The sequence below is a fragment of the Peribacillus sp. B65 genome (assembly GCF_058513295.1).
The window spans coordinates 1,751,915-1,774,485 of the sequence record NZ_CP195840.1; the positions used below are offsets into that span (position 1 = coordinate 1,751,915).

The 22,571-nt window shown below is 40.7% G+C and carries 26 protein-coding genes; 18 read left to right on the plus strand and 8 right to left on the minus strand.

Annotated elements, in window-relative coordinates:
* The first annotated feature begins 2 nt into the window (after window positions 1–2).
* Window positions 3–428, plus strand: coding sequence for a Fur family transcriptional regulator (locus ACSR9O_RS08595; RefSeq protein WP_101222584.1), 426 nt, complete (start codon window positions 3–5; stop codon window positions 426–428).
* Between the two features lie 36 nt (window positions 429–464).
* On the opposite strand, the gene ACSR9O_RS08600 is transcribed toward ACSR9O_RS08595, so the two are convergent.
* Window positions 465–1,049 carry a 5' nucleotidase, NT5C type gene (locus tag ACSR9O_RS08600; RefSeq protein ID WP_260358089.1) on the minus strand — a complete coding sequence of 195 codons (585 nt, stop codon included), beginning with the start codon at window positions 1,047–1,049 and terminating at the stop codon, window positions 465–467.
* A gap of 168 nt (window positions 1,050–1,217) precedes the next feature.
* On the opposite strand from ACSR9O_RS08600, the gene ACSR9O_RS08605 reads away from it, so the two are divergent.
* Window positions 1,218–1,688: a DUF4190 domain-containing protein gene (locus ACSR9O_RS08605; RefSeq protein WP_260358087.1), complete on the plus strand. Its 471-nt coding sequence runs from the start codon at window positions 1,218–1,220 to the stop codon at window positions 1,686–1,688.
* Window positions 1,689–1,791: 103 nt separating this feature from the next.
* On the opposite strand, the gene ispG is transcribed toward ACSR9O_RS08605, so the two are convergent.
* From ispG to ACSR9O_RS08625, 4 genes are all read right to left on the minus strand, one after another.
* Complete coding sequence (gene ispG / locus ACSR9O_RS08610; RefSeq protein WP_185116202.1) at window positions 1,792–2,904, minus strand: flavodoxin-dependent (E)-4-hydroxy-3-methylbut-2-enyl-diphosphate synthase; 1,113 nt, start codon at window positions 2,902–2,904, stop codon at window positions 1,792–1,794.
* Window positions 2,905–3,118: 214 nt separating this feature from the next.
* Window positions 3,119–3,451 carry a LysM peptidoglycan-binding domain-containing protein gene (locus ACSR9O_RS08615; protein WP_230177020.1) on the minus strand — a complete coding sequence of 111 codons (333 nt, stop codon included), beginning with the start codon at window positions 3,449–3,451 and terminating at the stop codon, window positions 3,119–3,121.
* A gap of 114 nt (window positions 3,452–3,565) precedes the next feature.
* Entirely contained in the window at window positions 3,566–3,709 is a 144-nt protein-coding gene (locus ACSR9O_RS08620) for an anti-repressor SinI family protein (protein WP_491724294.1), read from the minus strand.
* A gap of 364 nt (window positions 3,710–4,073) precedes the next feature.
* Complete coding sequence (locus tag ACSR9O_RS08625) at window positions 4,074–4,841, minus strand: DUF1189 domain-containing protein (RefSeq protein WP_491724295.1); 768 nt, start codon at window positions 4,839–4,841, stop codon at window positions 4,074–4,076.
* 161 nt (window positions 4,842–5,002) lie between these two features.
* Here ACSR9O_RS08625 and ACSR9O_RS08630 point away from each other — a divergent pair, with 161 nt between their 5' ends.
* From ACSR9O_RS08630 to phoU, 9 genes are all read left to right on the plus strand, one after another.
* Complete coding sequence (locus ACSR9O_RS08630) at window positions 5,003–5,488, plus strand: DUF456 domain-containing protein (protein ID WP_101222580.1); 486 nt, start codon at window positions 5,003–5,005, stop codon at window positions 5,486–5,488.
* Window positions 5,489–5,633: 145 nt separating this feature from the next.
* The gene (gene sodA, locus ACSR9O_RS08635) at window positions 5,634–6,242 is read left to right on the plus strand and encodes a superoxide dismutase SodA (protein WP_034308436.1); all 609 of its coding nucleotides are present in this window, start codon (window positions 5,634–5,636) and stop codon (window positions 6,240–6,242) included.
* A gap of 875 nt (window positions 6,243–7,117) precedes the next feature.
* Complete coding sequence (locus tag ACSR9O_RS08640) at window positions 7,118–8,338, plus strand: MFS transporter (RefSeq protein WP_101222578.1); 1,221 nt, start codon at window positions 7,118–7,120, stop codon at window positions 8,336–8,338.
* A 194-nt stretch (window positions 8,339–8,532) separates the two neighbouring features.
* A complete protein-coding gene (locus tag ACSR9O_RS08645; RefSeq protein WP_230177018.1) occupies window positions 8,533–10,707 on the plus strand; it encodes a peptidoglycan D,D-transpeptidase FtsI family protein in 2,175 nt (724 codons plus the stop codon).
* 206 nt (window positions 10,708–10,913) lie between these two features.
* Window positions 10,914–11,876: a PstS family phosphate ABC transporter substrate-binding protein gene (locus ACSR9O_RS08650; protein WP_101222576.1), complete on the plus strand. Its 963-nt coding sequence runs from the start codon at window positions 10,914–10,916 to the stop codon at window positions 11,874–11,876.
* Window positions 11,877–12,014: 138 nt separating this feature from the next.
* The gene (pstC, locus tag ACSR9O_RS08655) at window positions 12,015–12,914 is read left to right on the plus strand and encodes a phosphate ABC transporter permease subunit PstC (protein WP_101223464.1); all 900 of its coding nucleotides are present in this window, start codon (window positions 12,015–12,017) and stop codon (window positions 12,912–12,914) included.
* Between the two features lie 3 nt (window positions 12,915–12,917).
* On the plus strand, window positions 12,918–13,796 hold the full coding sequence (gene pstA / locus ACSR9O_RS08660; RefSeq protein ID WP_101222575.1) for a phosphate ABC transporter permease PstA: 879 nt from the start codon (window positions 12,918–12,920) through the stop codon (window positions 13,794–13,796).
* A 21-nt stretch (window positions 13,797–13,817) separates the two neighbouring features.
* The gene (pstB, locus tag ACSR9O_RS08665) at window positions 13,818–14,639 is read left to right on the plus strand and encodes a phosphate ABC transporter ATP-binding protein PstB (protein ID WP_397315861.1); all 822 of its coding nucleotides are present in this window, start codon (window positions 13,818–13,820) and stop codon (window positions 14,637–14,639) included.
* Window positions 14,640–14,659: 20 nt separating this feature from the next.
* Entirely contained in the window at window positions 14,660–15,313 is a 654-nt protein-coding gene (phoU, locus tag ACSR9O_RS08670; RefSeq protein WP_101222573.1) for a phosphate signaling complex protein PhoU, read from the plus strand.
* 68 nt (window positions 15,314–15,381) lie between these two features.
* Here the strand turns inward: phoU and ACSR9O_RS08675 are convergent, their stop codons facing one another.
* Window positions 15,382–15,834, minus strand: coding sequence for a hypothetical protein (locus ACSR9O_RS08675; RefSeq protein ID WP_491724296.1), 453 nt, complete (start codon window positions 15,832–15,834; stop codon window positions 15,382–15,384).
* 2 nt (window positions 15,835–15,836) lie between these two features.
* Window positions 15,837–16,217: a hypothetical protein gene (locus tag ACSR9O_RS08680; RefSeq protein ID WP_491724297.1), complete on the minus strand. Its 381-nt coding sequence runs from the start codon at window positions 16,215–16,217 to the stop codon at window positions 15,837–15,839.
* Window positions 16,218–16,643: 426 nt separating this feature from the next.
* On the opposite strand from ACSR9O_RS08680, the gene ACSR9O_RS08685 reads away from it, so the two are divergent.
* The 5 genes from ACSR9O_RS08685 to ACSR9O_RS08705 all read left to right on the plus strand — a co-directional run bounded on the left by ACSR9O_RS08685 (window position 16,644) and on the right by ACSR9O_RS08705 (window position 20,239).
* Entirely contained in the window at window positions 16,644–17,252 is a 609-nt protein-coding gene (locus tag ACSR9O_RS08685) for a hypothetical protein (RefSeq protein WP_101222570.1), read from the plus strand.
* A gap of 118 nt (window positions 17,253–17,370) precedes the next feature.
* Window positions 17,371–17,520, plus strand: coding sequence for a 50S ribosomal protein L33 (gene rpmG, locus ACSR9O_RS08690; RefSeq protein WP_028391797.1), 150 nt, complete (start codon window positions 17,371–17,373; stop codon window positions 17,518–17,520).
* 178 nt (window positions 17,521–17,698) lie between these two features.
* The gene (locus ACSR9O_RS08695) at window positions 17,699–18,271 is read left to right on the plus strand and encodes a 5-formyltetrahydrofolate cyclo-ligase (protein ID WP_260359048.1); all 573 of its coding nucleotides are present in this window, start codon (window positions 17,699–17,701) and stop codon (window positions 18,269–18,271) included.
* 75 nt (window positions 18,272–18,346) lie between these two features.
* Window positions 18,347–18,535 carry a protein YqgO gene (gene yqgO, locus ACSR9O_RS08700; protein ID WP_101222568.1) on the plus strand — a complete coding sequence of 63 codons (189 nt, stop codon included), beginning with the start codon at window positions 18,347–18,349 and terminating at the stop codon, window positions 18,533–18,535.
* A 90-nt stretch (window positions 18,536–18,625) separates the two neighbouring features.
* Complete coding sequence (locus ACSR9O_RS08705) at window positions 18,626–20,239, plus strand: rhomboid family intramembrane serine protease (protein WP_491724298.1); 1,614 nt, start codon at window positions 18,626–18,628, stop codon at window positions 20,237–20,239.
* Here the strand turns inward: ACSR9O_RS08705 and ACSR9O_RS08710 are convergent.
* Window positions 20,234–21,091 carry a hypothetical protein gene (locus tag ACSR9O_RS08710; protein WP_101222566.1) on the minus strand — a complete coding sequence of 286 codons (858 nt, stop codon included), beginning with the start codon at window positions 21,089–21,091 and terminating at the stop codon, window positions 20,234–20,236. The two genes, ACSR9O_RS08705 and ACSR9O_RS08710, sit on opposite strands and share 6 nt — an antisense overlap.
* Before the next feature lie 213 nt (window positions 21,092–21,304).
* Here ACSR9O_RS08710 and ACSR9O_RS08715 point away from each other — a divergent pair, with 213 nt between their 5' ends.
* Window positions 21,305–21,514 (plus strand): YqgQ family protein, encoded by a 210-nt coding sequence (locus tag ACSR9O_RS08715; protein WP_101222565.1) that lies wholly within the window; start codon window positions 21,305–21,307, stop codon window positions 21,512–21,514.
* A 14-nt stretch (window positions 21,515–21,528) separates the two neighbouring features.
* The gene (locus tag ACSR9O_RS08720; RefSeq protein ID WP_101222564.1) at window positions 21,529–22,500 is read left to right on the plus strand and encodes an ROK family glucokinase; all 972 of its coding nucleotides are present in this window, start codon (window positions 21,529–21,531) and stop codon (window positions 22,498–22,500) included.
* Window positions 22,501–22,571: the final 71 nt, after the last annotated feature.

A 22,571-nucleotide genomic window follows, 5' to 3' on the forward strand; every position in this document is an offset into this window, starting at 1 on the left:
TAATGAACGTAACTACTGCCATGCAACTATTAAAAGATAAAGGTTTTAAGCATACAGGAAAGAGGGAAGAAATGCTGCAGCTTTTCTCTTCCAGCGATAAATATTTAACGGCCAAAGATGTATTGGAGAATATGAAACAGGATTATCCAGGTTTAAGCTTCGATACGATTTACAGAAATCTTTCCTTATTTGTAGAACTGGGCATCTTTGAAGCGACCGAGTTGGAAGGGGAAAAGCGTTTTCGTTTTACATGCGGTCATTCTTCCCACCATCACCACTTCATCTGTTTAAATTGTGGGAAAACGAAAGAAATCGAACTGTGCCCGATGCAGGAACTTCAGGAAAGCTTGAAGGACTACGATGTTTCGGGTCATAAATTTGAAATTTACGGACGCTGTCCCGCATGTAGCGTATCTTTGGATGCATAAAAACCATTGACCTCCAGTCAATGGTTTTTTCTTGTCTCATTTTATAGTTGCCGGTTGCCCTGACATCCAATTATTCACCCATGCAGAGGCTTCTTGCCAATTGTTGACCCGAATCACCCTTTCAGGCACGGGATCTTGGTTGTAAGGAGTATTAAATAAAATCACGGGTATTTTACACTCTTCCGAAATCGCCACTGCATTATCGTGCTTGTCCTCTAAAAAGAGATCGACTTCGAATTTTTTGGCTGCAGCCACTTTATCGTGTGAGCCTACAAGCTCAATATGATCATATAGGACTTCATTCGACGTGAACCAATTTTTGGTTACATCAAATAAACGGTTACTTCTGGCACTTATGAAATAAAGGTTAGCGTGTTCAGTCCATTTTTCCAATACATCTTTCGCACCTTCAGCCAATAATGATTCCGAATAGATGAGTGGCTCGCTCTCAATGAACCATTTAGTGAAATCCTCTTTTGGAACATTCACGAAAGGGAATAAGTCATATTCGGTAATGTCCTCATAAGCTAAATTCAGCTGGAAAGCTTTATTTAAAAAGGGGACCATGGAATCAGGTCTTGTAACAGTCCCGTCTATATCGATGCCAAAACGTTTTTTCATGATGAATCTCTCCCTCATTTTCAATACTTGTAATAGTGTAACATATCCCATCATAGCTTTGGTAAATACCCGTATTTATTTCCAAGATATGAAACCATTTTCACGATGGGATCCGCGATTTTTACATACACTATAAATGCTTCACAAATGAAAGTGAGGGATGCACGAATGGAAAAAGATCAATACTCCAGTATTGACGACGAAATGCAATTGGCGAAAGAGGGCAGTGAACCAACCGTTGTGGATGATCAGCATCATGAGCGGTATTATAATGAAGATACACCTGAAGATGACAGACGATATGAAAGTCATGGGACCATAACCAATATGGATAACCGGTATCAGGAAGAAACGTCTGCCGAAATTTCAACACCGCCTCAGAGAATCAGGTCATATAAAAATGATGGACGTGCAGAGGATAATGGTTCTGGGGATGTGGCATCAAGAGGGAAAGCGATTGGTGTCATAGCTTTGATCATCTCCATTATATCTTTATTCATGATGCCCTTCATTTTAGGGATTGTGGGTATCATTGTAGGGATAGTGGCCAGAAGCCGGGGATCGAACTTAGGTACTTGGGCCATCGTCATTGGTGCAATCTCCATCATCGTTGGCATATTCATCCTGCCGTTCTTTTAAACATCATTAAACCCTTTGATGTCATTTTCCGAAATGCATCAAAGGGTTTTTCAAATTGTATAAAACAAAAAATCCCGATAATGAAACATCGGGATTCTTTGTTTTATTTATTTAGTAAAGCTGCAGCAGCAGCTTCGGCTCTTTGTTTTTCATAGTACTCTTCAGCGATTTTGTCAATTTCTTTTTTAAGTTCCTCGACCATCGTCTCTTCAGGCACTTTACGAACAATTTGACCTTTTCTAAACAGTAAACCTTCACCTCGGGCCCCGGCAATGCCGATATCAGCCTCACGGGCTTCTCCAGGGCCGTTTACCGCACAACCAAGCACTGATACCTTGATTGGCGCTTTGACCGTCTGGATGTACTCTTCAACTTCATTGGCGATGGAAATCAAATCAATCTCGATTCGACCGCAAGTAGGGCAGGAAATTAAAGTGGCCATGTTGGAAGCAAGGCCAAATACTTTTAGAAGCTCCCTTGCCACCTTCACCTCTTCGACAGGATCGGCACTTAAGGAAACACGCATCGTGCTTCCGATGCCCTGACTTAGGATGGCACCTAGTCCGGCAGCGCTTTTTACGGTTCCTGAAAACAGTGTACCTGATTCCGTGATCCCAAGATGTAAAGGATAATCGAATGCTTTTGAAGCTTTTTCATATGCCTCGATGGCTAAATTCACATCGGAAGCCTTCATGGAAACGATAATGTCATGAAAGTCCAGATCTTCCAGGATCTTGATATGGTGTAAAGCACTTTCTACCATTCCATCAGCAGTCGGGAAGCCATATTTCTCGATGATTTTTTTCTCTAGAGAACCAGCATTGACCCCGATGCGAATTGGTATTCCTTTAGCCTTCGCAGCTTTCACTACTGCTTCAACCTTTTCACGGCGACCGATGTTACCAGGATTAATCCTGATTTTATCAGCTCCGCCCTCGATTGCCTTCAGAGCAAGTTTATAATCGAAATGAATATCGACTACAAGAGGGATGTTTATCCGTTTTTTTATCTCAGAGATTGCATCAGCTGCCCTTTCATCCGGACAGGCGACACGTACGATTTGACATCCAGCTTCTTCAAGGCGAAGAATCTCTGCAACCGTTGCTTCAACATCATGTGTTTTTGTCGTTGTCATGCTTTGTACGATAACTTCATTATTGCCGCCAATCGTTAAGTTTCCGACTTTAATTGGCCGCGTCTTGGTGCGATGTATGATTTCACTCAAGTGGAATTCTCTCCTTTAGGAAAAAATCAGTTTTGATTTTTAATTTGTTTCTCTGAAATATTGTATCAATGTACATACCGCTTGACAAGGAAATAGGACGCATAATGTTTTTTCATCACGAGACATCCCCTAATTTCTGGATACAATCGATGCTGGGAAATCCCCTTAATGGTTCTTGTGTAGGGGGAGATTCCTATTATGGGGGTTATTTGTAAACGGGAATCTTATATGTTTTGCCAATCTGCATATCCTCGGGCTTCAATCCTTCATTCAAACTTTGAAAGTCAGTGATGATCGTTTCGATTGGCTGATTGGATCCGCCTTTTTCCGTTTCGACGATGGAAAGTAAGGTATCACCCGGTTTCATGGTAATTTCTTTATAGGCGGCAGATGGTGCGGATGCAGGCTTGCTGGCCGGGACGGCCTGTTCGCCTGTAGAGGCCGGTGGATGGGAAGCCGGCAGGGTACCCGTAGTCATATCAAAATAAATAATAAATAAAGTGAAACAGAATGAGATAAAAAGCAGTAGCCGTTTCAATTTTCCATCCTCCCAAGCTTGTCTTTAATTCATCTATACTTGGAGGGGGCAAAAAATATGCCTAAAAATGGGCAATTCTTCAAATGGAATATGAGAGTGGCCATTCAAATTTTTCTATTTCATTTGAGTATCATCCTTATTATTTGAATGAGTGTTAAGAAAGGAGCGAATTTCCTTTGGGGTCAGACCACTCTTTTTTGCCTCCATTATGAGTAGCAACCACTGTACATCAATATGACTCTCCTTCACATCTATCACCTCTTAATTACTATTTCAACCATAAGTATAGGAATAACTTAGCGAGTATTTTGTCGAATTAAGTAGATTAAAAAAATGATGACTGTAGTCATATGCTGCAAAGGCATGGATTACCCGATTTTATTTAAGCAAAAAGAGCCGGACCCGGTGGTCGAATTAAATGGGGTTCTATCTGAATTTTAAAAAAGTTGATTGGAACAGGTCTGCGAGACTCCTGCGGGAAAGCGTGTATTAGGGAGACCCCACAGGCGCAAAGACCGCCCTGGTTCCAATCAACGTTCAAATTTTACAAAGCCTTAAAAGACTGTAGGGAAGCTCGATTCTCATCGAGCTTCCCTACAGTCTGAGTCCAATCTTATTAATGTCAATTTCCGATCTTATTGGCTGATGTTTCTTTAATCGATAAGAATAACATCATCAATGTCACAAACCAGCTAATGATGGAAGCGAACGGTACCATTGCTTGAAAAGCATCCATGATGGCGAAGAATACCGTGGCAAGCGTTATGCTGTAAGCACCGATTCTCCATAGATGCCTATAGGAAAGATGACGGCCAAGAGCATTTTTGAAAAAAAGACCGAAAGCGGCAAGGATTGTCACTTTAATGAAGATTCCGCTAGCAGTAAACAGGTATAATATAAGTAGCAGCAATGGAAGGATAATAGGCAGCACAGATTCAACTGAATCAAGCCAAGTGGATATTTCCTTATTATCTCCCTCCAGAACTGAATATGGAGAGGATTGCACATTGCCTCCGGATACGAAAACCAGATCAGACTTTAAAAGCGCGACAGCTTCATCAGCTTTAGTGGCTACATCTTCCGGGGTCAAAGCTCCCGTGCCATCTACAAAAATTTGATATCCGTTTTTATTCAGGCTAAACGGCTCATCTTGTTCAGTTGTCAACGTGCCATTTTTGATTTCAAATGCCGGTAAGTCTTCGGATACTGTTTCGTGCATGGCATCTATCCCGTTAACTATCATTGTCCCGAAATAAAAAGCTGAAGGGAGAAAGGCGATGAGACTTATAAAGAAAACGAATAATATCGTTTTCCCGATACCTTGGTTTTGAAAGGAAGCGATATCTTTAGGAGAATACAAGCTTACCAATAGTTGTTTGAATATGTTCAATGTTTTCAGCACCTAACTATATAAGATTCCTAACCAATTTTAACTATATGGGAAAAATAAAACAACCTGTATTCTGCTTCATTGGTTTCAACCATCAGTAATGAGGTAATTATGGAGAGATAAAGTCAAATTATATAAAATGAGAAAGGGGCGTGTTAATGATGGATACACTATTTTGGATAATAATTACCCTCATGTTCATAATGGGGTTTGTCGGTCTGATTTTTCCAATCATCCCAAGTGTTTTATTCATTTTCGGCGGAATATTGCTATATGGACTATTTTATTCTTTTGAACCATTTGGCTGGTTTTTCTGGACGGTCCAAATTTTATTCGTCATCCTTTTATTCGCAGCTGATTACATTGCGAACATGGTCGGGGTCAAAAAGTATGGAGGCACGAAAGCGGGAATTTGGGGCAGTACGATTGGGCTTCTGGTCGGGCCATTCGTGATCCCGTTCCTCGGAATACTAATAGGACCATTCATCGGGGCATTCCTGGCAGAAATCCTAGTACATAAAAAAGACCCGGTCACTGCTTCGAAAATCGGCCTTGGTTCCGTTGTAGGCTTTATAAGCAGCGTCATCACAAAAGGCATCATCCAAGTTTTGATGATTGGATATTTTTTATTCGTGGTATTCTCATAGGAAATATAATCGAAAAATGAAAAATTGAGGCATAAGGTTTGAAACGGTTACAAAAATTTGATACTCTATTTCTAGCGAGCTTTATGTATCTTTCGAGAACTGAAGCCCTCAAAAAATAAAAGCTTACATAGGGAGGAATTTTATTATGGCTTTTGAACTTCCACAATTACCGTATGCATATGATGCATTAGAACCACACATCGACAAAGAAACAATGAACATTCACCACACTAAACATCACAACACATATGTGACAAACCTGAACAATGCCCTAGAAGGTAACCAAGAACTTCTAAGCAAAAGCGTTGAAGAAATCGTCGCTAACCTTGACGCAGTACCTGAAGCTGTTCGTACAGCTGTACGCAACAATGGTGGCGGACATGCTAACCACACTTTATTCTGGGAAATCCTTTCACCTAACGGCGGCGGACAACCGACTGGTGAATTAGCGGATGCTATCACTTCAAAATTCGGAAGCTTTGACAGCTTTAAAGAAGAGTTCGCTAAAGCGGCTACTACTCGTTTTGGATCTGGCTGGGCTTGGCTTGCAGTCAACAATGGCGAGTTGGAAGTAACAAGTACACCAAACCAAGACAATCCATTATCAGAAGGTAAAACACCGCTTCTTGGATTGGACGTTTGGGAACATGCATACTACCTAAACTACCAAAACCGTCGTCCTGAATACATCAATTCTTTCTGGAATGTTGTAAACTGGGATGAGGTTGCAAAACGTTACAGCGCTGCAAAATAATTTGTAATTAAAAAAGACAGGGTTCCTTTTCTGAAAAGGAATCCTGTCTTTTTTTTTTGTTTCTCTAATCCGAACGGGAACATTGAAGAAAACAATATAAAGGCAACTCGTATGCTGTTTCGCCAAAAGAAGTGAAAGAAATTCACGAGAAAAAGCTGCGAATAAAGATGGAAATTTACGAGAAACGCACAAATTCACGAGTAAAAGCTCAAAACTCACGAGTAAAAGCCCGAAATTCACGAGTAAAACGCAAAAATTCACGAGTAAACACTTCAATTCCTGAGTGAAATCTGAAACTCACGAGGAAAAGGATCGAATTCACGAGTAAACACTCCAAATTCATGATCATCCCCTTCGTCTTCGCCAATCGAAGAGTTTTCTTTATACTGTTTTTGATATAAAGGGAAAAGATATTAAGGAAAACAGTATAAGGGCAACTACTTCTCTGTCATCGCCATCCTGGCTCGCCAATCAAAGAGTTTTCTTTATACTGTTTTTGATTTATTCGGGAGAGAGTTTTAAGGAAAACAGTATAAGGGCAACTACTTCTCTGTCATCGCCATCCTGGCTCGCCAATCAAAGAGTTTTCTTTACACTGTTTTTGATTTATTCGGGAGAGAACTTTTAAGGAAAACAGTATAAGGGCAACTACTTCTCTGTCATCGCCATCCTGGCTCGCCAATCGAAGAGTTTTCTTTACACTATTATTAATTTTACTTGAGAGAGAGAGCTATTATGGAAAACAGTATAAGGGCAACTACTTCTCTGTCATCGCCATCCTGGCTCGCCAATCAAAGAGTTTTCTTTACCTTTTTTTACATAAATTCTTTTGTTTTTTCAAACACTAGAGTGGAATTTAAAGGAGAGTTAAAACAATGGGTATTTTAGAGAGATGGTTGGGTGAAGCGGGGGGAAAGAAGGATCTGCACCTCCTTTTGTTTATTGGCGGGCTGTACAGCCTAAGTATTGCTTTATCCAATACATTCGTTAATGTGTACTTGTGGAAACAATCCGGTCAAATTGTTGATATTGCCGTATATAATCTAACCGTGGTGCTTTTTCAACCGCTTACCTTTGTCTTTGCTGGCAGGTTGGCGAAAAAAGTGGATCGAATCATTGTTTTGCGTCTGGGTGTTATCTTTTTGGCCCTATTTTATTTATCAGTCCTATTGGTCGGCACACGGGCAACGGATTTCCTTTGGTTGCTTGGTGGACTGTTAGGAATCGGTTATGGGTTTTATTGGCTTGCCTATAATGTCTTGACTTTTGAGATAACTGAACCGGAAACAAGAGATTTCTTCAATGGTTTTTTAGGGATTTTATCATCCCTTGGGGGAATGGTCGGTCCGATTCTTTCAGGGTTCATCATTTCGAGGCTTGAAAAATTCACGGGATATTCCATTGTATTCGGATTGTCTTTGCTATTGTTTTCCGTTGCGGTGTTTCTTAGCTTTTCTTTAAAAAGACGTCCAGCACATGGCAGATACTGTTTCCTTCGGATATTGCAGGAACGGAAAAATAATCGGAATTGGCTTTTGATCACACGTGCTCACTTTTTTCAAGGGATACGAGAGGGCACCTTCATGTTCATCATTTCGATTAACGTTTTCATTCAGACGGATAGTGAACTTGCCTTAGGGAGCTATGGTCTGTTAAATTCGGCCATTTCATTCGTTGCGTATTTTTTTGCTTCACGATATATAAAACAGCCGATGCGAAAAAAGGCCATTCTTATTGGAGGAATCCTTTTGTATGCAGGGGTCTTATTGATTGCATTTGATATCACATTCGGGAAGCTTCTTATTTATGGGGCAATTGTCGCTACCGCTTATCCTATTCTTTTGGTCCCTTATATATCGTTGACGTATGACATTATAGGCCGTGCTTGGAAGGCAGCGGAAATGAGGATTGAATATATCGTTGTCCGGGAACTGTTCGTTCATCTTGGAAGGATCGTATCGATATCAGGATTCATACTTTCCGTCATGTTATTCGACCTAAAGGAAGTACTGCCGATCTATCTGTTAATCGTCGGGGCAGGGCATACCGTGATATATTGGTTTATACGGAAAATCGATATCATTGACCAAGATTGAAAAAGAGGCCTTAGAGGCCTCTTTTCCAATATCAGGACTTACGGTTTTAGGATCTATGAGCCGTAAGTCACTTTTTATGTAAAGTTCGTTAGATGTTTAATATTTCTAGAACACTAAGGTAGAAAAAAATATAAATGTTCTATAGAATGGTATAGGACCTATTATGACTATGTAAAAAGGATGTGTGGCTTAGTGTGAATAAAAAGAAAAAGAAAAAGACGCATGTGCCTTTCAGATTGAATATTCTTTTCTTTTTAGTGTTTGTTTTGTTTTCCGCTTTAATTTTACGCTTGGGTGTTGTACAGATTGTTTATGGTGATGATTACCGGCGTGAGATTGAAAGAACAGAGGAAGTGACCGTGAATAATTCGGTGCCCCGTGGGAAAATGTATGACCGGAATTTAAAATTGATGGTCGATAACCAACCACTGGATGCAATTACATATACACGAAAGCAAGGTACGAAACAAACAGAAATGCTGGAAACGGCTGGGGAACTCGCGAAGTTGATCGAAAAGGAAACAGACAAAGTGACTGAACGCGATAAAAAGGATTTTTGGATTTTGAAGAATCCAAAGCTGGCCGAGAAAAAGATTACCGATAAAGAGCGGAAAAAAGTGGAAGAAGGCGAGATGGAAGAAAGTGATTTGTATAAGCTTCAGCTTGATCGAATTACTGAAGAAGAAACAAAGCTTTCGGATAAAGATTTGGAAGTCCTTGCTATCTATAGGGAATTTGCAAGCGGATATGCCCTTACCCCGCAAATTGTGAAAAACAAGAAAGTAACAAAAGAAGAGTTCGCCAAGGTGAGTGAAAACCTTGATTCGCTCCCAGGAGTCGATGTATCTACAGATTGGGATCGTTTTTATACATATAATAAAACACTTAAATCTGTATTGGGTAAAGTTTCCTCATCTGAAGAAGGGTTACCTAGTGAAAGCCTGAACTACTACCTTGCACGTGATTACAGCCGGAATGACCGAGTAGGAAAGAGCTATATCGAGGCGCAATATGAAGATATCCTCCAAGGGCAGAAAGCGAAAGTAAGGAATGTGACCGATAAATCAGGAAATGTTGTCGATTCCGAAGTGATTACTGAAGGTTCGCGAGGAAAAGATCTTATATTGACAGTTGATATGGATTTACAGCTTGCAACAGAGGAAATCATTGAAAAGCAATTGATTGCCAAGAAAAAAATGGGCAACACCAAATTCTTGGATAGAGCTTTTGTCGTTATGATGGATCCTAATACAGGGGAAATTTTAACGATGGCGGGCAAGAAATATGAGAAGGATTCAAAAACAGGGAAATCTTCCATAGAGGACTTTGCATTAGGGAATATTACGACTTCCTATACAATGGGCTCCTCAGTAAAAGGCGCAACTGTTTTGACTGGTTATCAGCAAGGAGCCATTCAGCCAGGTACATACTTTTATGATACGAAGCTGAAGATTAAGGGTACAAAGGAAAAAGGCTCATATAGTAACTTCGGGAACATTAATGATTTGACTGCCTTAAAAGTATCCTCGAACGTTTATATGTTCAGAACGGCAATTAATATTGCAGGTGCGCATTATGTGCCGAATGAGCCATTGAATATTAGTTCTAGCGCCTTTTCGACCATGCGGAATTCATTTGCCCAGTTTGGCTTGGGTGTCCGCACGGGGATTGATCTCCCGAATGAAATGAGTGGATTCAAAGGTTCGGAAACGTCACCAGGTAAGCTGCTTGACCTCGCTATCGGACAGTACGATACGTACACACCGATGCAGCTTGTGCAGTATGTTTCAGCCATTGCAAATGGCGGTAACCGCATGAAGCCGCATATGGTTAAGGAAATCCGTGATCCTGTTGATAATAATGAGGAATTGGGTCCTGTTGCCGAAGACGTTTCACCAACTGTCCTTAATCGTCTTGAGATGAAGGAAGAATGGATAGAACGTGTGCAGAGCGGTTTCGAGAAAGTTTCGATGGAACAAGGCGGAACAGCTTATACTTACTTTGGGAATAAGTCATATACGGTAGCGGCTAAAACCGGAACGGCGCAAGCGTTCTATGATGGTCCGAACCGAGCGGATTATAGCGAACCTCAAGATACGATGAATATCACGTTGGTTGGCTATGCCCCAGCTAAAAATCCTGAGGTCGCTTTTGCGGTCGTTGTTCCGTGGGCATACCAAGGACATTCAGGCCACAGCATGAGTAAAGAGATAGGTGAAGAAATCATGGATACTTATTTCGAACTGAAAAAAGAACGGGCTAAGAAGGACAAAGAAAATACCGAAACCTCGACTGATTTGAAAGTGGAGAATGGTAAAGACGTTCAAAAGGACCAAGCTGAAGTTAGAAAAAGCCAGGAAAATGAATAAAAGGTTAAAAACACGTTTTTGGGTAAAACCGGAAACGTGTTTTTTTGCATTTTAAGACCTAGATCAGTACAGTTCTTTCGTCTTTACAATTAGCACACAATTATTTACTGAATATTTACATTTGCTTCAAACGGAGTTTACAGTCTAAAAGTATGATGTGAGAGTAGGACAAAATATTCATATAAAATTCTTAGGGGGATTTACAAATGAGACGTTTCAAAGGTATGGCAATGACTGTAATGATGGGTGGAGTAATTGCAGTAGCGGCGGGTTGTGGATCCGATGACACTAAGACAAGCAGCGGTGAAGGAAAAGGATCTGGCCAACTGCAGGGAGAAGTAATTACGGATGGTTCTTCAACGGTCTTTCCGATCATGGAGGCAGTTGCAGAAGAATATATGGCTACACAGCCTGATGTGAAGGTTTCAGTGGGATCGTCAGGAACAGGTGGGGGATTCAAGAAATTCATCGCTGGTGATACGGACCTAGCCAATGCATCCCGCCCGGTCAAAGAAGAAGAAACTGCCTTACTTGATGAAAAGGGAGTTAAATATACAGAGTTGAAACTGGCATTTGACGGTATTTCAATCGTCGCCAATAAAGATAATGAATTCATCGATTCACTAACAGTTGAAGAACTTCAAAAACTGTGGATTGATAATGGAAAGGTGAAGAAATGGTCTGATATACGTCCTGAATGGCCGAACGAAGAAATTAAATTCTACTCTCCGGGAACAGATTCAGGCACATATGATTATTTCAATGAAGTGATCCTTGAAGAAAAACCGATGGTGGAAAATGCTACGCTTTCAGAAGATGATAATGTCCTTGTACAAGGTGTTGAAGGTGATAAAAATGCGATTGGTTTCTTCGGTTATGCCTACTACTCTGAAAATAAAGATAAGTTAAAGATCATTTCCATCGACAACGGCAAAGGTGCTGTAGAGCCAACACATGAAACGATTAAAAGTGGGGAGTATGCACCATTGTCACGTCCACTTTACACATATGTAGCTAATAAGTCGGTAGCTGAAAAAGAACAAGTTGCTGATTATACTCAATTCGTCATTGAAAATGCAGGAGAGCTTGCTGAAGAAGTGGGTTATATCAGCCTGCCGGAAGAAGAGTACCAGAAAGATCTTGATAAATTAAAAGAACTGGAAAAATAAACGATATTACAGGCTACTGAAATCCCGCCTTGACTCGATTAAGGCGGGGGTAACAGCTTGTAAATCCAAATATTGTGTGTCTGAAATGGAGGATGCAAGTTGGAACTTAGAAAAACAGATACCTATTCTGTACAGCAAATGATCCTGGAAAAGAAAAGTAAGAAAAAAATGAATATGGAAAAAGTCATCCCTAAGCTTTTGTTCCTTACGGCGGCAATTTCCGTTTTTACTACAATCGGGATCATCCTGACGCTTATATTTGAAACATTTATCTTTTTTGACAAAGTATCTATCGTCGAATTTTTTACAGAAGCTAAATGGCTGCCATTTGCATCTACACCGTCCTATGGGATTATGCCGCTTATCGTGGGAACATTGAAGATAACAGTCATAGCAGCGGTGGTTGCAGTTCCAGTAGGGCTTGCAACAGCCATTTTCTTGAGTGAATATGCATCAGAGAAAACACGCAGAATCATTAAGCCGATTTTAGAAGTTTTAGCTGGAATCCCTACTATCGTTTACGGCTTCTTTGCCTTAACTTTTGTAACACCGGTTTTGCGGGATTTATTTCCTTCCCTTGACATGTTCAATGCTCTAAGTCCTGGGATCGTTGTAGGAATCATGATCATGCCGATGATAGCCTCTTTGTCGGAAGATGCCCTTGTATCAGTACCGAAGTCGATTCGCGAAGGTGCGTATGCCTTAGGAGCAACGAAACTCGAAACGACAATTAAAGTGGTATTGCCAGCAGCCGTTTCAGGAATTGTGGCATCCATCGTTCTTGCTCTATCCAGAGCGATCGGGGAAACCATGATTGTGAGTGTTGCCGGCGGCTCGACCCCAAATATGAGCATGGATATCACTTCATCGATTCAAACGATGACCGCTTATATTGTACAGGTAAGTTCGGGGGATGCAGGATATGGGACAACGATTTACTACAGCATTTATGCGGTTGGAATGACACTGTTCGTCTTTACGCTTATCATGAATTTACTGGCGCAGTTCATCTCTCGCAAGTTCAGGGAGGAATACTAAGACATGAAACTGATAAACAAAAGTCATGTTGCAAAAAAAATGCCTGTTAGGCTGGCTGTTAACACGATTTGTAAAGGATTATTCTTCTTGGCAACATTGGTTGGCCTCCTCGTATTGGCCATCTTATTTTATCGGATATTCACTCAAGGAATTGGCAGTCTGAATGGGGATTTCCTTCAGAATTTCGCTTCCAGGAAACCTGAAGAGGCTGGTATAAAGGCAGCGTTGATCGGTTCAATTTGGTTGATGGTAGTGGTGGCCCCGGTTTCCCTGCTGCTTGGTGTTGGAACGGCCATTTATTTAGAGGAATATGCCCGGAAGAATTGGATTACCACTTTTATCAAAGTGAATATTTCCAATCTGGCAGGTGTCCCGTCAATAGTATTTGGACTTTTGGGTTTAACGGTTTTCGTTCGTGCCCTAGCCTTGGACCGGTCCATATTGGCAGCAGGCTTGACGATGAGCCTACTTGTTCTTCCTGTCATCATAGTGGCTGCCCAAGAGGCCATACGTGCCGTACCTCGTGATTTAAGGGAAGCTTCATTTGGAATGGGTGCAACAAAGTGGCAAACGATATTGAAAGTGGTCCTGCCTGCTGCGATACCTGGCATTTTAACTGGGGGGATACTTGCTTTATCACGTGCAATCGGTGAAACGGCTCCATTGGTGGTGGTTGGCATACCAATGTTCATCGCCTTTTTACCTCAAACGGTCATGGATACATTCACAGTGCTGCCGATGCAAATCTATAATTGGACATCCCGTCCACAGGAGGAATTCCAGCAGGTTGCTGCCGCGGGAATCATCGTTTTACTCATCCTGTTAATATTCATGAATTCAATAGCGGTTATAATTCGAAATAAATTCCAGAAAAGATACTGATAGGAGGAAGGAAGCATGAATATGACCTTAACGAGAGAAAAAGAGTCAACGGCAATCGGAATCGAAAATGTCGAATCAGCTGCCTTGACGGAAAAGGTGTATGAAACATCCAATCTCAATTTATGGTATGGAGAAAACCATGCTTTGAAAAATATTAATCTGGATATGCACCAAAATGAAGTGACCGCCATCATTGGGCCTTCAGGATGTGGGAAATCGACCTACATCAAAACATTGAACCGAATGATAGAGCTAGTCCCGGATGTGAAAACGACAGGCCAGATTAAATATAGAAACAGGAATATCCTCGATCAGTCCTATAAGGTGGAAGATTTAAGGACACAGGTGGGAATGGTTTTCCAAAAGCCTAATCCCTTTCCAAAATCAATTTATGAAAATGTTGTATACGGACCAAAAATCCATGGAATTAAAAATAAAAAAATTCTTGATGAGATCGTTGAAAAGAGTTTAAAAGGGGCAGCCATTTGGGATGAAGTGAAAGACCGACTGCATGAAAATGCATATGGACTTTCAGGTGGACAGCAACAGCGCCTTTGTATTGCCAGATGTTTGGCCATCGAACCTGATGTCATATTAATGGATGAACCGACTTCTGCTCTTGATCCGATATCCACTTTGAAAATAGAAGAATTGGTCCAAGAACTGAAAAAGGATTTCAGCATTATCATCGTTACCCATAACATGCAGCAGGCAGCACGTATCTCTGATAGAACAGCCTTCTTCTTAAATGGGGAAGTCATCGAATATTCTGATACAAACACCATCTTCTCTAATCCGAATGATAAAAGAACAGAAGATTACATTACCGGACGCTTCGGTTAAAGAGAAAGGGAGATGCGATAATGATCGTTCGTGAAAATTTCGAGCTTCAATTGAAAGAGTTACAGGAGAAAATCGTGAAGTTGGCTAATTTAGCTTCAAATGCCATATCAAAATCATATGCCGCATTGGAAAACAATAATGTAGAAGAGGCTCTTGAAGTTATTGATGATGACACAATCGCTGATTTACTGGAAGAGGAAATTAATGACTTTGCGATTTTGCTGATTGCTAAGCAGCAGCCGGTTGCGATTGATTTAAGGCGTATCATTGCTGCCATAAAAATCGCCTCTGATATTGAAAGGATGGCGGACTTTGGTGTGAATATCGCTAAATCAGCCATCCGAATCGGTGACCAGCCATTTATTCTGCCTTTAACACCATTAAAGCAGATGCATGATATTACATTAAAGATGATTCAACTTTCAATAGAAGCATTTGAGAAGGAAGATGTTGTTCTTTCAAGAGAGATCATTGAAATGGATGACGAGGTTGATAGCTTTTATGGAGATATGATTCGGAGTCTCCTTCGCCTTTCAGATGAAAAAAACCTACAGCAGGTTACACAGCTTTCCTTAATAGCTCGATATTTGGAAAGGACAGCGGACCATACAACGAATATCGCAGAGAATATTTACTTCCTGGTAAGAGGGAGATATATCGGCAGGAATGAATGAACCGATCCTAATTGAAAAAAAGAGAGGCTTTTTTCGGACATCGTCCATTTAAAAGCCTCTCTTATTCATTAATGGGTCAAAGTATTGGCCAATTGTCTATATTTCATATTATTCGTAACAACAAACTCACCGATTTGTATTTTTTTTGAGAAATCATGGTCATTCATGTATGCTTCAAATTCAGCAGCATCATCGATGATTTTTTCATTGGCAAGGCTATCGGCAATTTCGGTTGTGGTCATATTCGTTTTCACTTTAATTGTATAGGTGACGATGGAGGGATCTTTTTTTGAAGCCCCTTTCTCCATTGAATCCTTATCTGGATCCTTTGGTTGGACGGTCTTTTTAGCTTCCTCCATAGGGTGTGTAACGACGAATCCTTTCTTCACGAGCAATTCCTTAGCTTCCTCCTCAGTGGGAGTGGTGCCTTCGAATAATCCGGTGCCATAATGATAGCCAGCAAAGATTGTTGTTGTAAAAATGATACCGGCGGAAAGACCTTGCAGTCTTGCTTTGTTCATTCTCATTCACCCCGCAATCTTTGCTGCTCGATCACTGAAATTGTTTGTTCCTTCGTTAATGAGGATTGTTTGGCGATCTGGTCCAAAGAAAGACCTTGACTATATAAAGATAGAACCTGGCTTTTTAAAATTTCATGAATGGTTTCGCTATCATTGGAATTGACAATTGATTTAACCTTTACAGAGGGAGCAGGATCGTCCTGGATAACGAATTCCTCTTCAAGAATCTTCACCTTCTTCTTTAATTGGTAGATATCCTGCATATACGTTAGTGTCATCTGCTCCAAATCTTCCTCTAATTTGGCAACTTTATCTTTACCGAAAAAGGAAATGATGAGAAGGACGATCGCTAAAGAAAAAAGAAGGATGATAAGTGTTTCCATGTTTTCACCTCAGAAGCTAATTTTCGACAATATATTTATATTTTACACATATTTTTAAAAAAATGGAGATTTTCATATTTTTATATTTTCCGAAATGGGCCGTAAACTTCATTTATTGTCTGTTTTGTTTCAAATATTGTCGAAAAGCTTAATGACCGTCGTTGAATAAAAAAAATCAGGCATTAAAATGGGAAAAAAACCTTTAAGAGATAACATACATAAAATTCGACAAAATGTGTTTATTGTCCATCAGCCAATTCAGTGCTAACATAAAGATAGAATAAATCGAAAAAACAAAATATTTTGAATAGTTAAAAATCGGTTGACTATAAGAAAATGGTGTGCAGATTCCAAAGTGGATAGATTCACTGTCAGCGCCTAACGATAAGCTATATATAAGGATAAAGAAGGGGAAGGGATGATTATATGAATTCGCTATTCGCGTATATGCCGCAGGATAACCAGGATATATTTCGTAAGGGGTTAAAGGCTGGGTTATGGATGGATGAGAGTTTTGATTGGTATCCTGAGGAAGATATGATGAGTCATCCGAATGGAGAGATCCGGACACTTTCACAAACATATACCCAAGGGCAGGTGACCTTTTCGAAGTTCACGATTAGAAATACATCATTCGAGACGAAGCGCCCAAAAGTGTTTTTTCACTATGAAAACGCTTTCGAAAGGCAGGCGGTGGCTTTTTACAGCCCGAATGAACGGGCGATTTTACATGTAGCTCCTCAGTCGATTGCTTTATTGGGTGGATTGGTGAAAGGAAAAAGCATCTCTCAATATTGTATCCAAGGTAAGGGAAGCCTATATCAAGAGGGATGCTTCAAATCATTGAAGGAGGGGCTCTTGGCTTATTCACCGCTCGCCAAAGGGGAAGTTACCAGTGTGTTTACGCTAGAGACTGAAATCTTGCCGAAGGAATGTGTGGAAGCTGTGGCCTGGGTCATTCATGCTGAAACGAAAGAAGAGGCGAAAGTCATAAATAATCAGCTCCTCCTGACGATGCAAAACGTAAACAATTAAGAATTCAAAAAAGTTAAAGTTGGATTTCCCAAAAAACATACTAGCAATTCGCATTGAATAATGCTATTATAGAAAAGTCCTATGTGAAAAAGTCAATATGTTTGGAGGGAAATACACAATGCGCGTAAATATTACATTAGCTTGCACTGAATGTGGAGACCGTAACTATATTTCTAAAAAAAATAAACGTAACAATCCAGACCGTCTTGAGCTTAAAAAATACTGCTCAAGAGAAAAACGCAGCACGACTCACCGCGAAACAAAGTAAGCAACAGGATTTTTCCTGTTGTTTTTTTTATGCATTTTTTTAATCCCTTCTTCCTCTCTTTCCTTTAGTGGTTATTTTCAGGTTGCATTAATGGATCGGCAATTTCCGACACCGTATTTTCGTATATGAACAAATATTATGAGATAATGATAGAAGTAGACTAAAGGAGTCGGAAGAGATGAAAGAAAATAAAAAAAAGCTCCGCCAAGAAGCTAGGTCCCGTTTAATGGAGCTGACTAAAGAGGAACATGAGGAACTATCGAACCGAATCGCTGAAAACTTATTTTCACTGGAGGAATGGAAAAAAGCAAAAACCGTTGGCATCACCATCTCCATACCGCCCGAAGTTCCAACGGTACGGATCATCGAACAAGCATGGAGTGAAGGAAAAGAAGTGGCAGTACCAAAATGTGATCCTGAAAAAAGGACAATGGAATTCAAGAAAATCTCGTCCTTCAATCAGCTGGAGTCTGTTTATTACGGGTTGCTTGAACCAGTGGCTGAAACAGCCAAGGCTCGGAAAGAGGAATTGGATGCATTGATCGTACCCGGTCTTGCTTTTACCAAGGAAGGGTATCGCCTAGGCTTTGGAGGCGGCTATTATGACCGTTTCCTATCTTATTACCGAGGAGATACATTGGCCCTTACATACGAGCTTCAATTAATGGATGAACTCCCGATAGAGGTTCATGATATAGCGGTCGGCAAACTCATTACCCCATCCAGGGTAATACGTACGTACTCCCATTAGAAGAAGTTTATTAATTATCACTTTTAGCTCATAAAAATCCTGTCCTGTATCACACTATGGATAGGAGGGATTGTTATGCTTCGATTAATTATTCAAATCTTCTTGGTTGGTTTAGCTGTTTATGCAGGTTACAAAAACCGGTACCGCCTGATAAATGTTGCGCTGTCCAACGGCATTTTAAGAAGATTTCTAGTGACTAAATCCTTGGATATGCCAATGTTCAGGGATAAAATGATGCAAAGCATGTTCAGTCAGACCAAATGAGAAAGCCTGCATCTTAAAAAGGAACCTGATCAGGGGTTCCTTTTTTTATTTTTAAGGAGCGGGAAAGCAGTCTCCTTTTTTACTTTTTTCATGATTTCGTCTATAGTTTTAATTAAGAAACAGGAATTTCAGAAGCATAAGTTTCATTGGAAAGTGGGGAAGGCATTGGGATTTAAAGAGGATTATTTGTTTTGGGAAACCATAAGGGAGTTGTCTGCCCATTATGATTATCGAATGATCACTGTCACGGAAAACCATCAGGAGATTTGGCTAGAGAGCGATAAGAATAAAGAATTTCCAGTCATTAGACTCATTCGACATGATTTGGATTGGGCTAATTGGCTGAAACGCGATATCGACCGAACTTTGCAGAATGGGGAAAGGATCAGAAGGAAATTATACAAAAAGCCCATTGACATATTAAGTATCTATGTTAGTAAATTCGCCCCGGTGGATGATCATGACTTTAGCTCACGAGTGGCTTCCTTTAAAAAAACGAATGTTAACACGTTTCTTCTAACTTGTGAAAACTTTCATGATTCGTTGCAAAACCTTGAACATGTTTTGAAAAAACCACTGTCAATTCAAGTTCTTGAAGATAATGAAATAGATGAGGAAAAGATTCTCGCAGTAAAGAAAGACGCCATCTCTGAGTCAGTCAAAAAGGCTAAGGCTGAGCAGAAGGTATTTCAAAATGCCAATAAGCCATTCTTTACATATATATTCATGGCGTTACAAATAGCTGTATTCATCTTGATGGAGTTTAATGGGGGCAGCACCAATTCCAAAACTTTGATTGAGTTTGGCGCTAAATTTTCCCCTTATATCATGCAAGGGGAATGGTGGCGGTTCTTTACACCGATGATCGTCCATATTGGGTTCATTCATTTATTGATGAATACATTTTCATTGTATTTGATCGGAGCTGAGGTTGAAAGGATTTACGGTAATGCCAGGTTCCTTTTCATCTATATATTCGCTGGTTTCGCTGGAACTCTAGGCAGCTTCATCATGACCCCGAATCTTTCCGCAGGGGCGAGCGGAGCCATTTTTGGCTGCTTTGGGGCACTTCTGTACTTCGGCATCGTCTATCCGAAATTATTCATGCGCTCGATGGGCTCATCGGTGATCGTGTTGATCATCATTAACTTAATATATGGTTTCACCGTAGCGGGAATTGATAATGCAGGGCATATCGGAGGTTTGATCGGAGGGTTCTTTGCTGCTGGAGTGGTGCATCTGCCAAAGTCCAGGAATATCTTACGGCAGCTGGCTTTTCTGATCGGGTCGGCAATACTGACCTATGCCCTTCTTAACTTTGGATTCAATCATCAGGAAAGTGCAGCTATGGATGATAATACGATGGCCATGATGGCCCAAAAGTATATTGATGATGATGAAGAGGATAAAGCGGAAGAGATGTTAAACAATTATGTTGATGCAAATCCTGATGCACCGCTATCGCTTTTTATGCTGGGAAATTTATCTTTTGATAATAAGGACATAAATAAAGCCAGGGATTATTATGAAAAAGCGATTGAAAGCAATCCGGATTTGCATGAAGCCCATTACAATCTTGCCTTAGTCTACATGAATCTCGAATCATTCGATCAAGCTAAGGAGCAAGCTGTTCAGGCTATTGAGCTTGCCCCGGATAATAAATCATATACAAAACTGCTGGCAGAAATTGAAAAGCGACTATAACTTTTGACGCAGCATGATTGGGGAACCGTCTTTCAGGGTAAACAAGACAAGTATTTCACTTTGATTTTTAGCCATAAGCAATAGGGGGATGGTGCTGCCTTGTGGACTCACAGTGGATCCATCCTCCTTTTTTATTCCCAACACGTAATTTTTGTAAAGTCCTTCCCACAGTTTTCCCACAATTTCTTCCCGTTTGAATTGGGGGAAGTCAGCAAGCCATTGATTTTTCTTTGACGGCAAATCTGTTAAAGAGATGATTTTGTACTGATCCAGATTAACCTGAAATGCTTGACCGGCTTTTTCCAAACCATTTCGAACCGTTTGATCTGTAAAGCCGTCCAGCGTTTTTTTCCACTGAACCTGTTCTTCCGAAAGGGGACGGTGGAAAAATTGAAAAACCGGTGTCGTTACTGTATAGAGTTTATCTTTACTGAGCTGCTGGGCACTGGTGAAAATTGTGTCACTCGGATGAACCTCGGCATAATGAAACGTTACCGCTTCATAACGACCACTCTCGGTTTCTTTAGTTTTCGCTTTTTGAGAGAGTTCTTGTTTATTTTGGCGCCAATTTTTTAAGGCTCCTGCCAATTTTCCATTTTTGTATAAAAGCGATACGTCTTGACGCAAGTAAGCTGTCTGGTCCAATGAAGAATCCACCCTCCAAGTGATGGTATAGGTTGAATCCCCGGTGCCCTCCGGTGTCAGGTTGGTGGAAGCATGTTCAAAATGAAGCGAGGAATCGATGGGAAAAAAAATGATGGTTTCCTCTGCCCTTTTATGATTTGATAAATATAGGATGACAAAAATGGTGGTCAAGACCAAAAAGACGGTATACTTCAATTGTACTTTCATTTTTCCCCTCCGTTTTCGCGCGTGATGAGTGGTTAAAAATATTAAGCTGTTGAATCAAATCGAAAGAGTCCACATTCTTGATATTTCATCATATGAATACAGTTGGACATGTATGAGGGGGATGGGGGAAATTATCAAAGGGGGAATTGGTCGCTTGTTACCAAAAGGCTGATTCGATATACTTTCCTAAAGAAAAGAGTAAAGAGGTTTACTATGAAAACATATTATGATCTTCAACAATACTTGAAAAGATTCGGTACATTTATCTATATTGGTGATCGCTTAGCCGAGCTTGAAATGATGGAGGCCGAAATAAGGGAAATCCACCGTATGCAGATGATGGATACGAAAGATTATCAAATGGCGATCCTTTTAATTAGACAGCAATTGTCTCTTGAAAGGGAAAAACAGAAAAAAAATTGATAAAAAAGGTGAGAATGATGGAAAAATGGCTGATGGGTGTGGATTTAGGCGGTACAACTACCAAACTGGCTCTGATCAATTTATACGGAGAGATCATTCATAAATGGGAAATCAGCACGGACATCTCCGAAAAGGGAAAATTCATTACGATTAATATAGCAAAAGCAATTGATGCGAAGCTCGTTGAACTTAATGAACCGAAGAGTAAGATAGTAGGGATAGGAATGGGTGCTCCAGGCCCCGTGAAATTTGTTAACGGTTCCATATATGAAGCCGTCAATTTAGGCTGGAAGGACTACCCCTTAAAAGATTTACTGGAAGTGGAGACATCTCTTCCAGCTGTGATCGATAATGATGCCAATATGGCAGCTTTGGGAGAAATGTGGAAAGGTGCCGGTAATGGTGCCAAAGACCTCGTTTGTGTCACTCTGGGAACGGGTGTAGGCGGCGGGATCATCCATAATGGGCAAATCGTCCATGGTACCAGTGGGGCTGCTGGAGAAATAGGGCATATAACGGTCGTAACGGACGGAGGGGCACCATGCAATTGTGGCAAGACTGGTTGTCTGGAAACGGTTGCTTCGGCAACGGGAATCGTCCGTATGGCTTTAGAAGCCTTGAATACCGCCGATGAAAAGTCATTGCTTCAGCAGAAAGTCGACGAGGGAAATACGGTTACTTCCAAACTGTTATTCCAATGCGCTGCAGCAGGTGATCCTATGTCCAAAGCTGTGGTGGATAAGGTGGGCAATTACTTGGGGCTGGCACTATCACATGTTGGGAATGTCATGAATCCAGATAAAATCGTCATTGGCGGGGGAGTTTCACAAGCGGGAGACATTTTGCTTGATCCTGTCCGTGCTGCCTTCGAAAAGTATGCATTCAAACGGGTTAGTAAATCAACGAAAATCAGCCTGGCCACACTAGGCAATGATGCAGGGGTTATAGGTGGAGCCTGGCTCATTAAAAGCCAAATGAATACGTGATGCCTTGCTGCCCTGTGCTAACAGGGGTATAAGAAAAAAAGATGGATTTTTGAAAAAATTTCCCCGCTTTG

What these genes read in the sequence shown, in the direction of transcription:
- ACSR9O_RS08710 (WP_101222566.1), bottom strand. Translation starts at nt 21,091, where the DNA reads ATGAAAGTACAATTGAAGTATACCGTCTTTTTGGTCTTGACCACCATT.
- ACSR9O_RS08720 (WP_101222564.1), top strand. Translation starts at nt 21,529, where the DNA reads ATGATGGAAAAATGGCTGATGGGTGTGGATTTAGGCGGTACAACTACC.
- ACSR9O_RS08640 (WP_101222578.1), top strand. Translation starts at nt 7,118, where the DNA reads ATGGGTATTTTAGAGAGATGGTTGGGTGAAGCGGGGGGAAAGAAGGAT.
- ACSR9O_RS08650 (WP_101222576.1), top strand. Translation starts at nt 10,914, where the DNA reads ATGAGACGTTTCAAAGGTATGGCAATGACTGTAATGATGGGTGGAGTA.
- pstB (WP_397315861.1), top strand. Translation starts at nt 13,818, where the DNA reads ATGACCTTAACGAGAGAAAAAGAGTCAACGGCAATCGGAATCGAAAAT.
- phoU (WP_101222573.1), top strand. Translation starts at nt 14,660, where the DNA reads ATGATCGTTCGTGAAAATTTCGAGCTTCAATTGAAAGAGTTACAGGAG.
- ACSR9O_RS08680 (WP_491724297.1), bottom strand. Translation starts at nt 16,217, where the DNA reads ATGGAAACACTTATCATCCTTCTTTTTTCTTTAGCGATCGTCCTTCTC.
- ACSR9O_RS08715 (WP_101222565.1), top strand. Translation starts at nt 21,305, where the DNA reads ATGAAAACATATTATGATCTTCAACAATACTTGAAAAGATTCGGTACA.
- sodA (WP_034308436.1), top strand. Translation starts at nt 5,634, where the DNA reads ATGGCTTTTGAACTTCCACAATTACCGTATGCATATGATGCATTAGAA.
- ACSR9O_RS08685 (WP_101222570.1), top strand. Translation starts at nt 16,644, where the DNA reads ATGAATTCGCTATTCGCGTATATGCCGCAGGATAACCAGGATATATTT.
- ACSR9O_RS08595 (WP_101222584.1), top strand. Translation starts at nt 3, where the DNA reads ATGAACGTAACTACTGCCATGCAACTATTAAAAGATAAAGGTTTTAAG.
- ACSR9O_RS08675 (WP_491724296.1), bottom strand. Translation starts at nt 15,834, where the DNA reads ATGAACAAAGCAAGACTGCAAGGTCTTTCCGCCGGTATCATTTTTACA.
- ACSR9O_RS08695 (WP_260359048.1), top strand. Translation starts at nt 17,699, where the DNA reads ATGAAAGAAAATAAAAAAAAGCTCCGCCAAGAAGCTAGGTCCCGTTTA.
- ACSR9O_RS08600 (WP_260358089.1), bottom strand. Translation starts at nt 1,049, where the DNA reads ATGAAAAAACGTTTTGGCATCGATATAGACGGGACTGTTACAAGACCT.
- pstC (WP_101223464.1), top strand. Translation starts at nt 12,015, where the DNA reads ATGATCCTGGAAAAGAAAAGTAAGAAAAAAATGAATATGGAAAAAGTC.
- ACSR9O_RS08705 (WP_491724298.1), top strand. Translation starts at nt 18,626, where the DNA reads ATGATTTCGTCTATAGTTTTAATTAAGAAACAGGAATTTCAGAAGCAT.
- rpmG (WP_028391797.1), top strand. Translation starts at nt 17,371, where the DNA reads ATGCGCGTAAATATTACATTAGCTTGCACTGAATGTGGAGACCGTAAC.
- ACSR9O_RS08630 (WP_101222580.1), top strand. Translation starts at nt 5,003, where the DNA reads ATGGATACACTATTTTGGATAATAATTACCCTCATGTTCATAATGGGG.
- ACSR9O_RS08605 (WP_260358087.1), top strand. Translation starts at nt 1,218, where the DNA reads ATGGAAAAAGATCAATACTCCAGTATTGACGACGAAATGCAATTGGCG.
- yqgO (WP_101222568.1), top strand. Translation starts at nt 18,347, where the DNA reads ATGCTTCGATTAATTATTCAAATCTTCTTGGTTGGTTTAGCTGTTTAT.
- pstA (WP_101222575.1), top strand. Translation starts at nt 12,918, where the DNA reads ATGAAACTGATAAACAAAAGTCATGTTGCAAAAAAAATGCCTGTTAGG.